Below are 17,578 nucleotides of genomic sequence, written 5' to 3'. Positions count from 1 at the left end.
CAGCCCGCGCGCGGGCTGCCGCGGCAGCATCATCCGCGGCAAGCGCGGCTATGGCTGCAGCGCGTACAAGACCGGCTGTACCTTCGTGATCTGGAAGGACAGCTTCGGGGCCTCGCTGACGGACGCCGCCATCGCGTATCTCCTGAAACACGGGCGCACGGCGCTGATGAGGCTGGTTGACGAGCAGGGACGGCCGGTCGAAGGGCGGCTCGTGCTGCAGGACCCGAACACGGGACAGCTTAGGCTGGAGCCGGTATCCTCTTAGGAGCCTTGCCGGCTGCAAGCATACGTCGGCGAGTCAGGCTCCCGACCAAGCAAAGCTATTTTTATCGTGGGGTGAATTCGAGCGCTTATGAAAGAAATTCCCATTCCGTACGTCCGCGCGAACCAGGCCGGCATTGTCCTGCTGGTTGCGCTTGCGGTAGCGCTGCGCCAGCCGTCGCTGATCGCCGCCTTGTGGGCGGTTCAAGTGCTCGGCTTATGGCAGGGCATTCGCGCCAACCTGATCGTGCAGCTCGCCGCCCCGCTGCTTCGCAGCCGTGTCGCAGGAGCCCGCACCGAATCGCGGGAGCTGCTGCGGTTCAACAGCGCCGTAGCCGTCCTGCTGCTGACCTTGTCGCTGCTAGCGTTCTGGGTGAATCCGGGCGGCTGGCTCGGATACGTCCTCGCCGGCATCGTGGCGCTTGCCGCGCTCGCGGCTCTATGCGGTTTTTGTTTCGGCTGCTTCCTGTATTACCGGTTCAAGCGCCTCCGCAAATAACCGAGGTTACAGACATACAAAAAGCTTTCACCGCAGAGTCTGCGTGAAAGCTTTTTTGCCGTTATGCCTTACCAGGGCAGCACATAGAAATAGACGGAGCAAAAGTGGCAGATGCTTCCTCCCAGCACGAACACGTGCCATACGGTGTGGGCGTAAGGGAGCTTGCGCCATAAATAAAAGACTGTACCGACCGTATACAGCAGGCCTCCGGCGACCAGCCAGTCGATTCCGGCTGCGGGAAGCTGTTCCTGCAGCGGACGGAATGCAAACATGACCATCCAGCCCATCGCGATATAGAACAGGGTCGAGAGGACGTTAAAACGCTTGACGAAAAACAGCTTGAACACAATGCCCAGCAGCGCAAGTCCCCATACGACGCCGAATAAGCTCCACCCCAGAGGGCTGCGAATCGTCACGAGCAAGAACGGGGTATAGGTGCCTGCGATGAGCACGTAGATGGCCGAGTGGTCCATAATTTCGAACAGATCGATCCAGCGCGCCTTGCGGGCGCTATGCAGCAAGGTGGAGCAGACGTACAGCAGAATGAGCGAGACGCCGAATACGGTAAAGCTGACGATATGCCAGACCGTGCCGTTCTGCAGCGAATGAAGCAGCAGCAGAACGAGAGCCGCGACGCTGAGCGCGGCGCCGATGCCGTGGCTGATGGCATTGGCCCGCTCTTCTTTCCAAGACGAAAAAGTCATTGCATTCATCTCCCGTCGGTTGATGGATTTTTTCCATTATAACCCGCGACCGGAGAAATGACCAACTCTTAGTACCAGCCCGCAACCGGGATCGGAAAGCCTCGGGGCGATTCGTTCCCCGGCTCGTTTGGAATGAGCCTCAGCTCGGGAGTGTCGCGAACTCCTTCCGCGAACAGCTCGAACGATACGCGGGGAAAATCCGCTTGCAATACAACGACGTTGCCGTCTACTTGAATGACGCGGATCGCAAGCTCCAGCGGCTGTCCGCCGGCGACACAGCGGTAATGCCAAGGTTCCGCGGCGGATTCGGCATCCACGCGTTTGTTGAATTCCAGCACCGCGAGTTGGCGGTCCGGGCGCTGGACTCGCAGCACCCGGGGCGGTTCCCGGTACATTGGCAGGCCTATGGAATACTCGTAGGCCGTCCAGAACCGGTAACCGAGCTCACCCGCCGATTTGGCGAACTCCCGGATCCAGGTCCGGCTGCGTCGCATCCGGGCCTGCGAGCCGATATCCGTCTGGATGCCCAGCGGTATGCCCGGATGAACGGCACGGATGCTTTCCGCGAAGGGCCGGTAATGTCTTATGTAATCGGGCGGCAGATGCACCCGCATCCAGTCGGGCCAATGGGTCTGAAGTATGTGGGCGTCCGGGCGGACCGTCCGGATCATTTCAACCGCATCCACGCCCTGATACTCGCGAAGCGCTCCGACGGGGTCTTGACCGGCGTCCACCGCAAGGGACCACGTTGCGACTTTGATATCGGGTCTCGTTTCACGGACCCCGCCGGCTCCGTTGATCAGCTCGTTCAGAAACGCGTTCACCGCCTGTACCCGAAATTCGATCCACAGCAAGTAACGCCCGCGGTCCTTTTTGTAGTACAGCGGAGAGGAGGAGTAACGAAATTCCGGCATGTCGCTGCCGCTGAATTGCTTGAACGCCGCCCGGGCATACGGGCCGACATCGCCGTACACGCCGCTTGCGAGTCCGTTCCACTCGGGAAAATACGGCTCGGCCACCTCAAAGCCCGTAAACGGATGCGTGCGGACGAGATGGGCAGCCGCCGCTTTTTTCCATGCCACATAGCGGTGGCTGAAAGGGGATAGCCGGGTAAATCCGTCGTCGACCGGCTTCAGCAGCGTCATTTGCCACTCCGGCCAATCCGGAGGCAAATTTTCGGTCGTGTACGTCCCGTTGCCGATCACCATCGCCCAGACGTCCATGCCGCGCTCGCGAAGCGCCGCTACGAGCCTGCCGTTCACCCGGGTTTCATCCGTCACAAAATAGCGCACGGTACGGAATCCGGCAAGTTCCAGCTCGGAGGCGACGCTTTCGGGGGAACGGCCGAGATAATAAGCAAAGGTCGGATCGATTTGAATCGTAGGCCGACTCGGGGGGCGGACAGACATGCGTATCCCTCGCTTTCCTTCATACATAGCGATAACCGATTTCTTCTAGAATCGTTTCCTTCCATAGTACGCTCCATGCTCCGCGGATTCAAATTAGAAGTCCGCGGATGCTTACGGAACGCAGCCCTTTTGCCGCCTTTCAAGAGCCGTATGGTTCCAAAGCCTTCGGATTATTTATATGAGCCGGATAGCAGAAAAATTTGCCAAACGGCCTTTTTATTGTTGCCAGCCACACTTGATCAACCCATAAAGAAACGCCTCTCGCATGCGAGAGGCGTTAAGTCCGCGGAGATCGGATGGTTATACGGTGCCGTCTTTCGGTTTGCCATGATCAACAATAATGCCGACGAGAACGAGAACAGCGCTTACTCCATTTGCGATATCGTTAATGAGATTATCGGGGATGTCGTATCCGAAGCTGCCCAAGGCAAGCTTCGCGCCACCAAGAATACCTAGAATGAGCGCTGGCTTTTTCCATTTTTCACGCATAGGCCCAACCTCCTTTTCGATGGACTCCATATATTCATATGAATCTTCAAAAAAAGAGGAGTGGACTACGGAAGAAAAAGGGTATTGTCCAAGTTCATGTGGACGTCAAGCGCCGGGTCAGTCCCCAGAACAGCAGCGCGAGACCGCTTATGGCCGCGCCCAGCAGACAGACGCCGGTCCAACCGGCCCGCGCGTACATGAGCGTCGAGGAAATCGAGCCGACAGCGCTGCCGATCGAATAGAAGATCATGTACGCGCCGGCGAGACGGCTGCGGGCTTCCGGGCGCACGTTGTAAATCATGCTCTGATTGGTGACGTGCACGGCTTGCACCGCGAGATCGAGGAGAACCACTCCGGCGATCAGGGCCCACAGGGAGCGTTCGGTCAGACTGATCGGCAGCCACGAAACCAGCAGCAGCATGAGCGCGATACCGGTGGTCTGCTGTCCCGTGCCCCGGTCTGCGAGCCGTCCCGCACGCGCCGCCGCCAACGCTCCCGCTACGCCCACGAGCCCGAACGATCCGATCGCGGTATGGGAAAGCGACAGCGGCGGCGAGCTGAGCGGCAGCACGAGCGAGGTCCATAGCACGCTGAACGAGGCGAAAATAAGCATCGCGAGAATACCGCGAATGCGCAGCACCGGCTCCTGCACGAATAAAGCGAATACGGAGCGCAGCAGCTGCGGATACGTCATCGGTACCTTTCCGTGATCTTTACGCGGCAGCACCCGGAACAGGAGCCCGGCCATGAGCACCGTCAATCCGGCTGAGACGAAATATACCGAACGCCAGCCTGCGAGATCGGTCAGCGTCCCGGCGACGGTTCGGGCAAGCAGAATGCCGATCACCACGCCGCTCGTTACCAGGCCGACGACCCGGCCCCGCTCGGAGGGCGCAGCCAACGTCGAAGCGTAGGCCACAAGCGTCTGCGTCACTACGGCAAGCAGGCCGACCGCACCCATGCCCGCGAGCAGTACGGCGGCGGTAGAGGCGGTGCCGACCGCAATAAGCGCCAATACGGACAACAGCATTTGGCCGACGATCAGCTTCCGGCGGTTCACCAGATCGCCGAGCGGGACGAGCATTAGCAGTCCCAGCGCATAGCATATCTGAGTGGCCGTGATGACAACGCCCACTGCTGCGCGGTCAATGCCAAGCTCGCTTGCCATCGCGTCGAGCAGCGGCTGCGCATAGTAGACGTTGGCGACGGCAAGCCCGCAGGCGATGGCAAACAATAGCGCGACGGAACGGGACATCGCCGGCGCAGAAGCCGGTTCCTCTGCGGCCAAGCCTCCATGCGGCGTCTTCGGCCTTGCCTTGCTGCGGTCCTCATCAAGACCCCCCGCCTTTTTTTCATGCCTATCCATCGTTTTTACCTCCTGACAAGTAAGAATATTATGTACCAAAAAGTATATTATACCGATTGGTATGTAATTTGCTTCGTAAATATAACTCTCGTGCAGGGCTGCTGTCAAGAGGCCGAATGGCCGGGAAACGTGCTGAAATTCCAGCAAAACGCGTCTGGTGAACGCCTGTGGAATTTGACAATGGCGGCTTCAAGGCCTAAAATCATAGTATACTAATCGATATGAAACGAGGCTATTCTTATGGTACGGCCAAGGGCGTTTGACGAAGACAAGGCTTTGGATGCCGCGATGCGGCTATTTTGGGAGAAGGGGTACGAAGCGACTTCTTTAAGCGATCTCACGTCCGGAATGGGCATACAGCGCCCAAGCCTTTATTCGGCCTTCGGAGACAAGAAGGAGCTGTTCGAAGCTGCGCTGCGCAAATATACGCACGCTCACTCCTCTTACGTCCGGTTCAAGCTGCAAAACGCTTCATCCGTCAAGGAAGCGTTCCGGTCCTATTTTGAAGGGATTGCGGCGGAAGCGGAGGAGAAAGGGCCCAACAAGGGATGCTTCTGCATCAACGTCATGGTGGAGCTTGCGCCGCATGACGCCAAATTCGAGGTTCTCACCAGAGAGCATCAGATGTATCTGGCTGCCCTGTTTCAAGAAGCGATCGAACGCGGAATACAGTCAGGAGAGCTGAAGCAAGTCGGCAGCGCCAAGGCGTTGGCCCACACTTTGCTCGTGTCGGTCATCGGACTTACCGTGCTGATGAAATCCCGTCCCGAACGTTCGGTTGCGGAACATTTTATCGCGACGATTCTTGAATTGTTGAAGTAACTTGACCGGTCAAAATTTTAATGATAAAAATTACGATTAATTGACAAGGCCGAGCGGACGGAGTAAAATTTGAAAAAAAGTAGGGCAACAACCTGACTTGCGAACATAAAAGGAAAGCGGTGTAGCGACTTGAAGGAAGAACGATCGGTTCCGGTTCATATTTTGACCGGATTTTTGGGCAGCGGCAAGACGACGCTGCTGACCCGGGCGCTGGATTATTATAAGCTGAGCGGCAGGAAGCCCGCCGTTCTGATGAACGAGCTGGGCGACGTGAACCTGGACGGGATGCTCGTGGACGAGGACGTGCCGATGACCGAAATGCTCGGCGGCTGCATCTGCTGTACGATTCGTGGCGATCTGGGCATGGAGCTGAAGCAACTGGTCGAGGAGCATCGACCGGACGTCGTGTTTGTGGAATGCACAGGAGCGGCCAACCCGATCGAGATGTTGGACGGTGTCACGGATGCTTCGCTCCTGACGAAAGTGGAGCTGAAGTCGGTCATTACGGTCGTCGATGCGGCGCAGCTCAGCGAGCGCTCGCACAGTCCGGTGGGCAAAACGTTCCGGCTCATGCAGGATCAAATCCGCTGCGCGACGCGCATTTTGCTGAACAAGACGGATCTTGTGCCCCCGAGGGAGCTCGTGCGTCTGGATACGCTGATCCGGGAACTGAATCCGGCAGCCCCGATTCTGCCGACCGTGCGCTGCGAGATCGAGCTGTCCTTGTTCGACCGCCTTGAAGGCGGCGTAGCGGAGCGGCACCAGGCGGCTTCCGCTTGCGGCTGCGGACATGAGCATGCCGACGGCGGAGCCTGCGGAACCGTAGGTCACGATCATGACCACGAGCGCGGAAGCGATGCACATCACCACAGCCATGAGCATGTGATGGTCTATACGCATTACTTCGCACGGCCGGTGGACAGCGAGCAGTTTGAAGCGCTGATCGGACGGCTCCCGCAGGAAATTTACCGGGCCAAAGGCATTTTGCGGTTCACCGATACGGTCAGTCCGTTCCTGTTCCAATATGCGTACCGCGAGATGGATTTCGTGAAAATAGCGCCGAAGGAAGAGCTGCCCAGCGTGGCGGTGTTTATCGGCGAGCACTTTGACCGGTCTTCTCTGGCGGCTGAACTGGCGGCTCTGGAAGGGCGGTAACCTTGACTCCCGCTGCGGATTCAGGCATTATTAGTAGTATCCGATAGCGTATTCATAGGGAAGAGGTAGTTATGGGAAATCACGTGCATGAGGTTCAGTCGACCGTTCAAGATATTTTGAAGGCCATGTCGGCCAAAGGCTGGCGCATCACCGACCAACGGAAGAGCCTTGCCGCCTTGTTCGCCGAATCGACCGGCTATTTGTCCCCCAAGGACGTTTATGACTATATGAAGCAGCCTTATCCCGGCGTCAGCTTCGATACGGTGTACCGCAACCTGCGCCTGCTGAGCGAGATGGGTGTTCTGGAACAAATTTACTTAAACGACGGACTGAAGTTCCGCGCCCGCTGCCAGTCGCACCACCATCATCATCTCATTTGCATGAACTGCGAGAAAACGGTGCCTTTCGAATTTTGCCCGATGAAGCAGATCGACAATCTGCCGTCCGATTTTCAAATCGTCAACCACCGGTTTGAAATTTTGGGCTATTGCGGCGACTGCGCGCCTGCGGAATCCCGCGAAGCAGGAACGGAAAAACATTAATACAGCCAGGCTGCCATCATGGAAGACAGTGTACCCGCGAAGGGGCGCTGTCTTTTGTTTAAAGAGAAAAGAAATGGAGAGTGAGTTCGTCTATGCATTTCCGGCATGTGCTCGAATCCGATTACATACCTGTTATCTCCGTGATCGACGATTGGTGGGGCGGCCGGCCGATGGCCGACATGCTGCCGAAGCTGTTTTTTCAGCATTTTCAAGATACAAGCTTTGTAGCCGAGCAGGACGGTCAAATCATCGGCTTTTTAATCGGCTTTGTCTCCCAGACGTACCCGGAGCAGGCCTATATTCATTTCATCGGCGTACATCCGGAGCATCGGAAAGACGGCATCGCCAAACGCCTGTACGGGAAGTTCTTCGACAAGGCTCGTGAGAAGGGATGCGAGATCGTGCGCTGCGTCACGTCGCCGGTCAATAAAACATCCATTGCCTTTCATACCCGCATGGGCTTCCGGATGGATAAGGGAACTGCCGAGGTAGACGGGGTGCAGGTTACGGCCAATTATGACGGGAAAGGGCAAGACCGGGTGTTGTTTGTCAAGGAATTGCGGCCGTAAAAGCGGAATTGCACGGACTGGAAGGGGAAGCGAACTTGTCATTGTATTGCGATTATCCGAAGCATTCGCGGCAAAACGTATTTTCGCGGGATGCGGAGGGGACCTATTTTGCTTATTTATCCAATCGGGGAAAATGCCTGTCCCATCTTTCGGACGATCTAAGCGACTTTGATTACCACAACCGTGAATTATCCAAAGCGATGCCCATGGGGTACACCGGGCTGACGATCTTGGAACGGGCATTTTTGATGGATTCGGACGGGCTTCAAGATTGGCCTGTGAACCATACGGGAGAAATGTACGTTCTGCGGAACGAGGCCGTGCCTATGGAGTATTGGAAGCCGGAAACACAACAATACCATCTCCACTTGGCGTCCTTTTCAGGCCCGACGGGAGCTGCCGAGGCGAAAAACTATTGCACAGCAATATTTGAAAAGATGATTCGGAGCCAAATCGATTTAAACGGTGCAATCTTGGTAGGGGCTGTCGTTGTGGAGCAATATTATTGGCACTAGTCTGGGAAGAGCCGCAGCAAAGGGAAAATTCAACGCGAAACGGGGAGCGATCTGGCTCCTCTTTTTTTATGACTGAACAGTGAAAAAATCCCAAAAAAAGCGATTGACAGGACACAGGGCCGATGCTAATATACTGACATAACTAAGTAAGTTTATCGGAATTATTAGTTAGTCACCGGACAACCGGAACGCCATATAATGAGCTGTGGGCGATTGACCCGCCCCTCCGATCCGATAAACGGAAATTATAAGCATAATTGATAAATGGGGAGAGAAAAGGTTATGCGCGCTCACACAAATCACGTGCTACGGTTGTTCGGTAAATGGTCATTATTCAGCGTACTTACGATATCGCTCGTCGGGCTGACGGCTTGCGGCGGCGCCAAACCGGATTCGGGCGGGGCAGCCCCGGCTCCCGGTGACGGCACGAAGCCTGCGGCTTCTGCGGCAAAGCCGATCGAGCTGCTTAACGTCTCGTACGACCCGACGCGCGAGCTGTATCAAAGCTACAATAAAACGTTTGCCGCCTATTGGAAAAAGACGAAGGGGCAGGACGTCACCTTCAAGCAGTCGCACGGCGGCTCCGGCAAACAGGGACGTTCGGTCATCGACGGGTTGGAAGCGGATGTGGTGACGCTCGCGCTGGCCTACGACATCGACGCGGTTCAGCAAGCGGGACTCATTCAAGCGGATTGGCAGAAGAAGCTGAAAAACAACAGCTCCCCGTATACTTCGACCATCGTCTTCCTCGTAAAGAAAGGCAACCCGAAGGGCATCAAGGATTGGGACGATCTGATCAAGCCGGGCGTGCAGGTCATTACGCCGAACCCAAAAACGTCCGGCGGCGCCCGTTGGAACTATGTGGCCGCTTGGGGCTACGCCTACCAGAAGAACAATAAAGACGAAGCCAAGGCGAAAGAGTTCGTGCAGCAGCTGTTCAAAAACGTGCCGGTGCTCGATTCCGGCGCGCGCGATGCGACCACGACCTTCGTCCAGCGCGGCATCGGCGACGTGCTGATCGCCTGGGAGAACGAAGCGTATCTGTCCATCAACGAGTTTGGCAAAGACAAATTCGAGATCGTCACACCTTCGATCAGCGTGCTTGCCGAGCCTCCGGTCGCCGTCGTCGACAAAGTAGTCGACAAGAAAGGCAGCCGCGAAGTGGCGCAGGCGTATCTGGACTATTTGTACTCGGAGGAAGGGCAGGAGATTGCGGCCAAAAACTATTACCGTCCGCGTCTGGAGTCGGTCGCGAAGAAGTACGAGAGCCAGTTCTCCAAAGTAAACCTGTTTACCATCGATGACGAGCCGTTCGGGGGCTGGGCGAAAACGCAAAAGACGCATTTTAGCGACGGCGGCGTATTCGACCAAATCTACAAACCGTAACAGACAGGGAGAGAATAGACGATGGCCAAAGCTTGGAAAAAGCGCAGTATTTTACCCGGATTCGGTTTATCGATGGGTTTTACTGTTTTGTACTTGAGTTTAATCGTTCTGTTTCCCTTGTCGGCCATTTTCATTAAAAGCTCCGGGATGGGCTGGGAGGCGTTCTGGCATACGATTACCGACCCCCGGGTCATCGCTTCCTACAAAGTCAGCTTCGGCACGGCGTTTGGGGCCGCGCTCGTCAATTCGGTGTTCGGCTTCATCGTCGCCTGGGTGCTGGTCCGGTACTCGTTTCCGGGCAAAAAAATCGTCGACGCGCTCGTCGATTTGCCCTTTGCGCTGCCGACGGCCGTCGCCGGGATCGCCCTGACAACGATCTATTCGCAGAACGGCTGGGTCGGCAAGCTGCTGGAGCCGCTGGGGATCAAAATCGCCTTTACGCCGCTCGGCATCATGCTTGCGCTGACGTTCATCGGCATTCCGTTCGTCGTCCGGACGCTTCAGCCGGTAATGGAAGAGTTGGAGAAGGAGGTCGAGGAAGCGGCGGTGAGCCTCGGCGCAAGCCGCTGGAAGACGTTCGTCCGCATCCTGTTCCCTGAGCTGCTGCCTGCGCTGCTGACCGGCTTTACGCTGGCGTTCGCCCGGGCGGTGGGGGAGTACGGTTCGGTCGTGTTCATCTCCGGCAATATGCCGATGAAGACCGAGATCGCGCCGCTCCTGATCATGACGAAGCTGGAGCAGTACGATTACGCCGGCGCGACGGCAATCGCCTTGGTCATGCTGGTCATTTCCTTCGTGACGCTGCTCGTCATCAATCTGCTGCAATGGCGGGCGAACCGCCATGTCACATCGGCATAAGCCGGGGAGGAGAGGAAGACTATGGCCGGTTACGTAGCCACCGCAGTGAAATCGGGTTCGGCCGCTGCCGAACGTCCGCGTCACATTACCGAGCCCCGGATCGTGAAATGGGCGCTCATTGCCGTCGCACTGTTGTTTTTGGGGTTTTTGCTCATTCTGCCTTTGGTCAGCGTCTTCGTCGAAGCGTTCCGCAAAGGCTGGGAGGTGTACGCGGCTTCGCTGATCGAGTCCGATGCGGCCGCCGCCATTCGCCTGACGCTGCTCGTCGCCGTCATCGCGGTGCCGCTTAACCTGCTGTTCGGGCTGGCGGCGGCATGGGCGATCACGAAGTTCCAATTTAAAGGAAAAAATCTGCTGATCACGCTCATCGACCTGCCGTTTGCGGTGTCCCCGGTGATCTCGGGCTTGATCTTCGTCCTGCTGTTCGGCGCGAAAGGTTGGTTCGGCCCGTGGCTGCAGGAGAACGATCTCAAGATCATTTTCGCGCTGCCGGGCATCGTGCTCGCCACGGTATTCGTCACCTTCCCGTTCGTCGCCCGGGAGCTGCTGCCGCTGATGCAGGCTCAAGGGACGCTGGAGGAAGAGGCCGCCGTGACGCTCGGCGCCAAAGGGTGGCGCATCTTCTGGAAGATCACGCTGCCCAACATCAAGTGGGGGCTGCTGTACGGGGTTATCCTGTGCAACGCCCGTGCCATGGGCGAATTCGGCGCCGTATCGGTTGTCTCCGGTCATATTCGCGGATCGACGAACACGATGCCGCTGCATATACAGATACTGTACAACGAATATAATTTTGCCGGCGCGTTCGCCATGGCGTCTTTGCTCGTCCTGCTTGCGGTGGTCACTCTCGTCGTCAAAAGCGTCATCGAGTGGAAGCACCATCAGCAGCAGCTCAACAGGGAAGGAGAGACCTGATCATGCACATTGTGGCCAAACATTTGACGAAAAGCTTCGGTAGCTTTCAGGCGACCAAAGATGTCAGCTTTGAGATTGAAAAAGGGAAGCTGATCGGTCTGCTCGGACCGAGCGGGGGCGGGAAAACGACGATCCTTCGCATGCTTGCCGGACTGGAGGAGCCGGATTCGGGCGACATTCTCTTTCACGGGCAAAAGGTCAACTCGCTTCCGCCGCAAGCGCGCGGCATCGGCTTCGTATTCCAGAGCTACGCGCTGTTCCGCCACATGAGCGTGTTCGACAACATCGCCTTCGGACTGACGGTTCAGAAGCGCAGCAAGGCTCAGATTAAGCAGCGCGTGCTGGAACTGATCGAGCTGACCGGCTTGGCGGGGCTGGAGAAGCGGCTGCCGCACCAGCTTTCCGGCGGACAGCGGCAGCGTGTCGCCTTTGCCCGCGCCATCGCGCCCGAGCCGCAGCTGCTGTTGCTGGATGAGCCGTTTGCCGCCATCGACGCCAAAGTACGCAAAGAGCTGCGCACCTGGCTGAAGGAGATGATCGACCGCGTCGGCATTACGACCATCTTTGTCACGCACGACCAAGAGGAAGCCGTCGAGGTGGCCGATCAGATCATGATCATCAACCAAGGCCGTCTGGAGCAGCAGGGCACGCCAATTGAAATTTACAAGCAGCCGGAAACGCCGTTTGTGGCGAATTTCATCGGCGAATCGAATCAGCTGGGAGACGCCACGGCGCTCAAAGGCTTCCCGGCTGCCGGGGCGATCGAGGGCGCAAAAGCGATTATCCGTCCCGAGTTTATCGAGGTCGGCTTCCCCGGCGAGCTGCCTTTCCCGTCCGCAGCCGAGCAGGGCGTCGTCAAGAACGTTTACTTCCGCGGAACGAATTGGCAGATCGAAGTGACGCTCGGCAGCGAGAAGCTGTTCGCTTACCGCTCGCTGGAGCTGCCGCAGCTTCATGCCGGAGACCGGGTGAGCGTGTTGATTCACCGCTTGTACCTGTTCAACGAAAACGAACATCTGACATTGGAAAACAGTTTAAAAACCGACCCGATGCCGGTGCATATTTAAAAATCTATGTGCCCAGAGGGATCGGTGCGCACGCGCAGCGTCACATAAGCGACGGACACCGAAGAGGTCCGCAGAAAGGGGGAGTCGATGATGGAACACCACATTACGATACGAAGCGAACCATACGAACTGGCGGCCACCCTCCATTATCCGCCGGCGGAAGAGGAGGGCGGAAAAGGCTGCGGGTCGGGCCGTTATCCGATCATCATCATATGCCACGGCTTCGTCGGCACGCGAATCGGCGTCAACCGCTTGTTCGTCCTGGCGGCGCGGGAATTTGCCCGTCATGGCTACATGGTGCTCCGTTTCGACTACGGCGGCTGCGGCGAGAGCACGGGCGACTACGGCGCCGGAGGCTTGAATGCGCTGATCGACCAGACGCGCATCGTCCTCGATTACGCGCTCGATATCGACTGCGTCGACCCGCAGCGGGTCGTGCTGCTCGGACACAGCCTCGGCGGAGCCGTCGCCATCCTGACCGCCGCCCGGGACAAACGGGTGAAATCGCTCGTGCTCTGGTCGGCCGTCGCGTATCCGTTTAACGACATCGTGAACATCACAGGGAAGAAAACGTACGAGACAGCCGTTCAATGCGGCTCGGCGGATCATCTCGGCTATGCGCTGCAGCCGGTTTTCTTCGAATCATTGTCGCAGCACCAGCCGTTCGAGCAGCTTCGCAAATTTAACGGCGACGTCCTGCTCGTTCACGGTACGGCAGATGACGTGATTCCCGTCGATTACTGCTTTTTGTACCAGAAGCTGTTCTGGCTGCGCAGCCAGGGGCAGTGCGAGAAAGAAATTATTTTCCAGGCCGATCATACATTTACGGGCAGTCTGGCCAAAGAGCAGTTGTTGACCAAAACAAGGGATTGGCTGTTGTACATCGACAAACGCAAAAACGAGTGGAACGACTGGACGATTTGACGGGAATACGCATTTTTTTTAACATACAATACCAACTTAACACATAGGAATAAAAAACATTAAATCTGGAGGGATTAGGATGGCTAAGCCGCTCGATGTGGATGAACTTTGGACGAAACGCATCCTTCAAAGTGTCAACGGACTCGAATACGGTACGGTGCAGATCGTCGTGCATGACGGACGAATCGTGCAAATCGAACGTACGGAACGCAAACGTTTTGAATCGGATTCGGCAACCCAGCGCCATCTGCCCGAACAAAAACAACATAAGCGCACCCCTTGATGCGAAAGGGTCCACCGAACCGCTGGAGACCTCCCGAACTGCATGGCACATTGCCGCGCGTTCGCCGGAGGTCTCTTTCTTATTTCGCTTTATAATGAATAAAAGGAGTGTATGACTATGGCTAAACTTGTTATTATTTCCGGCAGTCCGTCCCCGGCTTCCCGGCTGAACGGCGTACTGCAATCGATTGAATCGGTATTGCAGCAGGAAGGGCTGCGTCCGGAGTGGATTCGCGTCCACGAGCTGCCGCCCGAGGATTTGGTATACACGAGGTTCGACAGCCCGGTCATTATTGCGACCAACCGGCTCATCGAGCAGGCAAACGCGGTCGTCGTAGCGACTCCGATCTACAAAGCAGCCTATACCGGCGTATTGAAAGCTTTTCTGGATCTCATTCCGCAGCGGGGACTCGAAGGCAAAGTGATCCTGCCGGTCGCCATCGGCGGCTCGGCCGCGCACCTGCTGGCGATCGATTATGCGCTGAAACCGGTGTTGTCGGCGCTCGGGGCGCGCAATCAGCTGCAAGGCGTGTATGCGCTGGATACGCAGGTGAAGCGCAAGGAGGAAGGCGGGTTCGAGGTGGCCGAGGAGCTGGAGGCACGGCTTCGCCAGTCCGCGCTGGATTTTACGCAAGAGGCGCGGCTGTACGCGGAACGGACGGTCCAGGGCCAGGGAGCCGTCGTATGAGACGGAAGCTGGGGGCGAGATCGTTCGCATTGGCTTTGCTGGCAGGGCTGCTGGCAGCCGCTGCAGCCGGCTGCGCGGCGGCGGCCAAGTCCGGTCCGGGCGGAACCGCAGGAGCCGCCGGCGGGAAGGATGAAAAAGTGAAGCAGGTGCGGATTGGGTACCAGAAATACGGCACCGTGAACTTTCTGAAGGCGCAAGGGAAGCTTGATCAAAAACTGCAAGAGGCGGGCTACGCCGTGACGTGGACGGAATTTCCCGGCGGTCCGCAGCTGCTTGAGGCGCTCAATGTGGGCAGCATCGATTTCGGGCATACGGGCGAAGCGCCCCCGATCTTCGCGCAGGCGGCCGGAGCGCCCTTGGTTTATTTGGCGTATGAGCAGGCAAGACCGGCCAGCGAAGCGATTGTCGTGCCTGAAGCGTCCCCGATTCAAAGCGTCAAGGATTTGAAGGACAAAAAGGTCGCTTTAAACAAAGGGTCCAACGTTCATTATTTGCTCGTGAAGCTGCTTGAGCAAGCCGGTTTGAGCTATTCCGACGTTCGTACGGTGTTTCTGCCTCCGGCCGATGCCAGAGTCGCTTTCGAGCGGGGCGGCGTTGACGCTTGGGTCATTTGGGACCCGTATTTCGCCGCCGTGCAGACGTCCGCCAAGGCAAGAGTATTGGCGGACGGGAAAGACGTGGTGTCCAACCATGAGTTTTATTTGGCTTCCCGCCCGTTTGCCGAGCGGAACAAAGAGATCACCGCCGTCCTGTTGGAGGAATTGAACAAGGTCGGTGCCTGGGTGAAGGCGAATCCGCAGGAGGTGGCGCAGCTCTTGTCGCCGCAGCTTGGTATCGATATTCCGTCGCTGGAGCTCGCCATGGGAAGGCGCGATTACGGCTTGCTGCCGATCAACGGGCAAGTGATCGCCGAGCAGCAGCGCGTGGCGGATACGTTTCTGCAAATTGGGCTCATCCCCAAAGCGATCAAGGTGAGCGAAGCGTTGTTAGACTCGCAACAATAACCCTGAAAGGAGGACGGACGATGGAAGTGTTCTGGTTTATCCCGACCCACGGAGACGGCCGTTACTTGGGCACGTTGAAGGGAGCCCGCGCCGTTGATTTTTCGTATATGAGTCAAATCGCCCAGGCGGCCGACCGGCTCGGATACGGAGGCGTGCTGCTGCCGACGGGGAAATCGTGCGAAGACGCATGGACCGTCGCCTCGGCTCTCGTGCCGCAGACCAAGCGCCTCAAGTTTTTGGTTGCCATTCGCCCGGGACTGATGTCGCCGATGCTGTCGGCCCGCATGGCTGCCACGCTGGACCGTCTGTCCGGCGGGCGGCTGCTGATCAACGTGGTCACCGGCGGCGATCCGGTGGAAAATGCCGGAGACGGCTTGTTCCTCGATCATACGTCGCGTTATGAGCTGACGGATGAATTTTTGCATATATGGCGGAAGGGGCTGGAGGGCGGGGAAGTCACCTTCGAGGGTGACTATTTGACAGTCAAGGGCGGTACGCTGCTGTACCCCTCGCTGCAAAAGCCGCATCCTCCGCTTTATTTCGGCGGATCCTCCGACATTGCCCAGACGATTGCCGCCGAACATATCGACGTGTACTTGACTTGGGGCGAGCCGCCGGCTCAGGTCGAGGGCAAAATCAAGCGCGTGCGCAAGCTGGCGGAAGCGAAGGGGCGGCAGGTGAGGTTCGGCATCCGGCTCCACGTGATCGTCCGGGAGACGGAGCAGGAGGCTTGGAACGCAGCCAACGAGCTGATCCGCTATGTGGATGACGAGACGATCGCGCAAGCGCAGCAGGTGTTCGCCCGTTTCGACTCCGTCGGGCAGCGCCGGATGGCGGAACTGCACAGCGGGAAGCGCGAAGGGCTGGAGATCAGCCCGAACCTGTGGGCCGGAATCGGCTTGGTACGCGGCGGAGCCGGAACAGCGCTCGTCGGAGACCCCGAGACGGTGGCGGCCCGGATGAAACAATATGCGGAGCTCGGCATCGACACATTTATTTTATCCGGTTACCCGCATCTGGAAGAAGCTTACCGGATGGCGGAGCTGGTGTTCCCGCTGCTGTCGTTGAAGCAGGAAGCCGCAGCCGCCGGCGTTTCCTCGGCAAGTCCGTTCGGCGAAATTATCGCCAACAACGACCTGCCAACTAACCAAGGCCCCATATTCATCAAAGAAAACGAGGTGCAAGCCGATGAAGGCCGCATTCCGCGACTCGCGCGCTAAAGGCTGGCTGCCCTGGCTCGTCCCGGTCGCCATTGTGCTGATATGGCAGGTTCTCGGACAGATCGGCATCATCTCGACACGCATTTTGCCGACGCCTTTGCAGGTCATCCAGGCCTTCATTCCGCTCGCCGAAAAGGGCACGCTGCTTCAGCATATCGGGATCAGCGCGAAGCGCGCATTGCTCGGCTTTGCCGTCGGCGGGGGAATCGGCCTGGCGCTCGGACTCGCAAACGGAGTGTCGCCGCTGCTGGAGAAGCTGACCGACTCGTCCATGCAGATGATCCGCACCATTCCGCATTTGGCCCTCATTCCGCTCGTCATTCTATGGTTTGGCATCGGCGAAGAGGCGAAGCTGTTTCTGGTCGCGCTGGGCTGCGCCTTTCCGGTTTACCTGAATACATTTCATGGTATCCGCTCCGTCGATCCGGGCTTGATTGAAATGGGCAAAGTTTACGGCTTGCAGGGCCTCCCGCTGTTCTGGCAGGTCATTCTGCCCGGCGCGCTCCCAAGCATTTTGGTCGGGGTGCGTTACGCGCTCGGGATCATGTGGATCACGCTGATCGTCGCCGAGACGATCTCCGCCGATTCGGGCATCGGCTATATGGCGATGCATGCGCGGGAATTCATGCAAATGGACGTCGTGGTGCTCAGCATCATCGTCTACGCCTTGCTTGGGAAGCTGTCGGACGCGATGGCCAAAGGGCTTGAGCGGCGCTGGCTGCAGTGGCACCCGAATTTTAAGAAAGCCTGACCTTGAACTGAAGGAGGGTTCCGTATGAACGCAAGACAAGGCGGCATCCAGCTGAATATCCGCCGTGTGACCAAGCGATTCGGAGATCGCGCCGTACTGAAAGAGATTACGCTCGATTTGAACGCGGGCGAGTTTGTAGCCGTCGTCGGCCG

Annotated in this window: 20 protein-coding genes and 1 pseudogene; 17 read left to right on the top strand and 4 right to left on the bottom strand. The window is 57.7% G+C overall.

Going from position 1 to position 17,578, the window contains the following annotated elements:
* A pseudogene (locus tag QJ48_RS27230) lies at positions 1-265 on the top strand (DNA topoisomerase III); the annotation flags it as partial.
* Between the two features lie 87 nt (positions 266-352).
* Positions 353-760 carry a DUF4395 family protein gene (locus QJ48_RS27225; protein ID WP_054976536.1) on the top strand — a complete coding sequence of 136 codons (408 nt, stop codon included), beginning with the start codon at positions 353-355 and terminating at the stop codon, positions 758-760.
* A gap of 68 nt (positions 761-828) precedes the next feature.
* On the opposite strand, the gene QJ48_RS27220 is transcribed toward QJ48_RS27225, so the two are convergent.
* The 4 genes from QJ48_RS27220 to QJ48_RS27205 all read right to left on the bottom strand — a co-directional run bounded on the left by QJ48_RS27220 (position 829) and on the right by QJ48_RS27205 (position 4,617).
* The gene (locus QJ48_RS27220; protein WP_054976535.1) at positions 829-1,464 is read right to left on the bottom strand and encodes a hemolysin III family protein; all 636 of its coding nucleotides are present in this window, start codon (positions 1,462-1,464) and stop codon (positions 829-831) included.
* Positions 1,465-1,532: 68 nt separating this feature from the next.
* Positions 1,533-2,873, bottom strand: coding sequence for a hypothetical protein (locus QJ48_RS27215; protein WP_054976534.1), 1,341 nt, complete (start codon positions 2,871-2,873; stop codon positions 1,533-1,535).
* A gap of 300 nt (positions 2,874-3,173) precedes the next feature.
* A complete protein-coding gene (locus QJ48_RS27210) occupies positions 3,174-3,362 on the bottom strand; it encodes a hypothetical protein (protein ID WP_054976533.1) in 189 nt (62 codons plus the stop codon).
* Between the two features lie 94 nt (positions 3,363-3,456).
* A complete protein-coding gene (locus QJ48_RS27205; RefSeq protein WP_237763075.1) occupies positions 3,457-4,617 on the bottom strand; it encodes an MFS transporter in 1,161 nt (386 codons plus the stop codon).
* Between the two features lie 351 nt (positions 4,618-4,968).
* Between QJ48_RS27205 and QJ48_RS27200 the strand changes: the two genes are divergently transcribed.
* From QJ48_RS27200 to ssuC, 15 genes are all read left to right on the top strand, one after another.
* Entirely contained in the window at positions 4,969-5,550 is a 582-nt protein-coding gene (locus QJ48_RS27200) for a TetR/AcrR family transcriptional regulator (RefSeq protein WP_054976532.1), read from the top strand.
* Positions 5,551-5,679: 129 nt separating this feature from the next.
* Positions 5,680-6,705, top strand: a complete 1,026-nt coding sequence (locus QJ48_RS27195; RefSeq protein ID WP_054976531.1) for a GTP-binding protein — start codon at positions 5,680-5,682, stop codon at positions 6,703-6,705.
* A 71-nt stretch (positions 6,706-6,776) separates the two neighbouring features.
* On the top strand, positions 6,777-7,247 hold the full coding sequence (locus QJ48_RS27190) for a Fur family transcriptional regulator (protein ID WP_054976530.1): 471 nt from the start codon (positions 6,777-6,779) through the stop codon (positions 7,245-7,247).
* A 92-nt stretch (positions 7,248-7,339) separates the two neighbouring features.
* A complete protein-coding gene (locus QJ48_RS27185) occupies positions 7,340-7,816 on the top strand; it encodes a GNAT family N-acetyltransferase (protein ID WP_054976529.1) in 477 nt (158 codons plus the stop codon).
* A gap of 35 nt (positions 7,817-7,851) precedes the next feature.
* The gene (locus tag QJ48_RS27180) at positions 7,852-8,331 is read left to right on the top strand and encodes a hypothetical protein (protein WP_054976528.1); all 480 of its coding nucleotides are present in this window, start codon (positions 7,852-7,854) and stop codon (positions 8,329-8,331) included.
* A gap of 282 nt (positions 8,332-8,613) precedes the next feature.
* Positions 8,614-9,717 (top strand): sulfate ABC transporter substrate-binding protein, encoded by a 1,104-nt coding sequence (locus tag QJ48_RS27175; RefSeq protein WP_054976527.1) that lies wholly within the window; start codon positions 8,614-8,616, stop codon positions 9,715-9,717.
* Positions 9,718-9,738: 21 nt separating this feature from the next.
* Positions 9,739-10,575: a sulfate ABC transporter permease subunit CysT gene (cysT, locus tag QJ48_RS27170; protein WP_010495326.1), complete on the top strand. Its 837-nt coding sequence runs from the start codon at positions 9,739-9,741 to the stop codon at positions 10,573-10,575.
* A gap of 21 nt (positions 10,576-10,596) precedes the next feature.
* Entirely contained in the window at positions 10,597-11,490 is an 894-nt protein-coding gene (cysW, locus tag QJ48_RS27165; protein WP_054976526.1) for a sulfate ABC transporter permease subunit CysW, read from the top strand.
* Between the two features lie 2 nt (positions 11,491-11,492).
* Complete coding sequence (locus QJ48_RS27160; RefSeq protein ID WP_054976525.1) at positions 11,493-12,557, top strand: sulfate/molybdate ABC transporter ATP-binding protein; 1,065 nt, start codon at positions 11,493-11,495, stop codon at positions 12,555-12,557.
* A gap of 90 nt (positions 12,558-12,647) precedes the next feature.
* Entirely contained in the window at positions 12,648-13,481 is an 834-nt protein-coding gene (locus QJ48_RS27155; protein WP_054976524.1) for a S9 family peptidase, read from the top strand.
* 79 nt (positions 13,482-13,560) lie between these two features.
* The gene (locus QJ48_RS27150; RefSeq protein WP_054976523.1) at positions 13,561-13,764 is read left to right on the top strand and encodes a YezD family protein; all 204 of its coding nucleotides are present in this window, start codon (positions 13,561-13,563) and stop codon (positions 13,762-13,764) included.
* Between the two features lie 117 nt (positions 13,765-13,881).
* On the top strand, positions 13,882-14,451 hold the full coding sequence (gene ssuE, locus QJ48_RS27145; protein WP_054976522.1) for an NADPH-dependent FMN reductase: 570 nt from the start codon (positions 13,882-13,884) through the stop codon (positions 14,449-14,451).
* Positions 14,448-15,455, top strand: a complete 1,008-nt coding sequence (locus QJ48_RS27140; protein WP_054976521.1) for a sulfonate ABC transporter substrate-binding protein — start codon at positions 14,448-14,450, stop codon at positions 15,453-15,455. Before ssuE ends, QJ48_RS27140 begins: the two co-directional genes overlap by 4 nt.
* A gap of 20 nt (positions 15,456-15,475) precedes the next feature.
* The gene (ssuD, locus tag QJ48_RS27135) at positions 15,476-16,675 is read left to right on the top strand and encodes an FMNH2-dependent alkanesulfonate monooxygenase (protein ID WP_054976520.1); all 1,200 of its coding nucleotides are present in this window, start codon (positions 15,476-15,478) and stop codon (positions 16,673-16,675) included.
* On the top strand, positions 16,644-17,426 hold the full coding sequence (ssuC, locus tag QJ48_RS27130; protein WP_054976519.1) for an aliphatic sulfonate ABC transporter permease SsuC: 783 nt from the start codon (positions 16,644-16,646) through the stop codon (positions 17,424-17,426). The genes ssuD and ssuC overlap by 32 nt, the downstream gene beginning before the upstream one ends.
* Positions 17,427-17,578 lie beyond the last annotated feature (152 nt).

This window comes from Paenibacillus sp. A3, assembly GCF_001399685.1.
Taxonomy (GTDB): domain Bacteria; phylum Bacillota; class Bacilli; order Paenibacillales; family NBRC-103111; genus Paenibacillus_G.
The sequence above is the reverse complement of the archived record's forward strand: the minus strand, read 5'-3'. Positions and strand labels throughout refer to the sequence as shown.